Origin of the sequence: Cupriavidus neocaledonicus (genome assembly GCF_000372525.1) — a bacterium.
GTDB classification, from domain to species: Bacteria; Pseudomonadota; Gammaproteobacteria; order Burkholderiales; family Burkholderiaceae; genus Cupriavidus; species Cupriavidus neocaledonicus.
On record NZ_AQUR01000013.1, the window covers coordinates 1 to 1,881 of the forward strand.

The 1,881-nt window shown below is 62.5% G+C and carries 1 protein-coding gene; it reads left to right on the forward strand.

Annotated elements, in window-relative coordinates; translation table 11 throughout:
- Positions 1–142: 142 nt before the first annotated feature.
- Positions 143–1,881, forward strand: a 1,739-nt coding sequence (tnpC, locus tag A3AG_RS30905) for an IS66 family transposase (RefSeq protein ID WP_018003644.1), incomplete at its 3' end; no start/stop codon positions are given.

Below are 1,881 nucleotides of genomic sequence, written 5' to 3' on the forward strand. Positions count from 1 at the left end.
GAGGCGACAGTGGCTATGCTGACGGTCGAACCGTTGCACTGGCTGCTCCAGGGAATCGACATCGAGGCGATGCGCCGGCACCCGCACCGAGAATACCATCGCGCTGCGTGAACGCTGCTTGGCGGCAGCGGTCTAACCCGCCATGCCATCCACGCCCGTCACCGTTACCGCCGCCGAGCTGCAATTGTTGCGCGATGCCGAACGCGAACTCAAGGCAATACTCGCGGAACGCGAGGCAATCAAGGGCGAGCTGCGTGTGATGACGGTCCAGCGAGACCTGCTCTTGGAACAGCTCAAGGCGTTCCAGCGTAAGCTGTTCGCCGCCAAGAGCGAGGCGCGAGGTTCGGAGCAGAAGGACTTGTTCCTCAATGAAGCCGAAGCCTTGGCGGCGGCCGCGCAGCCAGCGCAGGAAGAAGAAGGTACGCCCGAGACCGAAGTGGCCGGACACAAACGCAAGAAGCGTGGCCGCAAGCCGCTCCATCCGGCGCTGCCCCGTGTCGAGGTTCGTCACGAACTACCCGAGTCGGAACGCGTCAGCCCCCTCGATGGCCAGACTCTGGTCGAGATTGGCGTCGAGGTCAGCGAACAGCTCGACATCGTGCCGCAGCAGGTCCGCGTGATCCAGCACCAGCGGGTCAAGTACGCCTGCCCATGCTGCGACGGCGGCATCAAGACAACGCCGGCACCGGCGCGCATTATTCCCAAGGGACTCCTTACCGAATCGGCGCTGGCCTGGTGCATCACCTCGAAGTATCAGGATGGCCTGCCGCTGTACCGCCAGGCAGCGCTGCTGCATCGCTTCGGCGGGGACCTCTCTCGCGGCACCCTGGCCGCAAGCATAGTGCGAGTAGGCCAAGCGGTGCAGCCAGTCGTCAACCTGCTGCGCGACCATCTGCTGGAAGCAGACGTCGTGTACGGTGACGAGACAACGGTACAGGTGCTCAAGGAGCCCGGCAGGCCTGCCCAGAGAAAGAGCTTCCTATGGGCGCAGATGAATGGCACGGGGCCGCCGGTACGGTTGTTTGCCTATAGCCCGACACGCGAGACAAAGCAGGCTACGGCTCTCTATGCCGGTATCAAGCCTGGGGCGGTGTTGATGACCGACGGCTATGCACCATACGACGACGTCTCAAACACCTATCAGTTGGTGCATCTCGGATGCTGGGCACACGCGCGCCGCTACCTGGTCGAGGCGGAGCAAGCCTTGCCCAAGGACAAGCGCCCCGACCACCCGGTCACCGGATCCCTGCAGCGCATCGGCAAGCTGTTTGCCATCGAAAGCCACACGCTCAAGATGAAGCCGGAACAACGGCAGCAGGTTCGCGCCGAACAAAGCCAGCCGCTGCTGGCCGAGATCGAAACAATGCTGCTGCAACATCTGCATACCGTGCTGCCGCAAAGCCTGTTCGGCAAGGCGCTGCACTACCTGCATGGGCAGTGGCCAAAGCTCGTGCGCTACATCGAGAACGGAACCTGGCCGATCTCGAACAATCCCTGCGAGAACGCGATTAGGCCATTCGTGATCGGACGGAGAAACTTCCTCTTCTGCGACACCGTGGCCGGTGCCAACGCCAGCGCAAGTCTTTACTCGCTGGTGGAAACCTGCAAGGCCAACGACGTCGATTCGTATCAGTATCTCGTTGCCTTGTTCAAGGCGTTGCCACACGCACAGACAGCCGACGACTACGAGGCTCTGCTGCCCTGGAGGCTCAAGCCCTCAACCGTCTTCGGATACCGCCGGCGGCCGGAAGGGACGCCCTTAAAAGACCGCTTACAGAAGAAGGGTATCGTGGAATCGGGAGTCAAGTACGTAAAGAACAGCTTCGGGCCGCTGCGCGACTTCCGCGACCTCGCCGATGCCAACCGCCAGGTGCGCGCCTG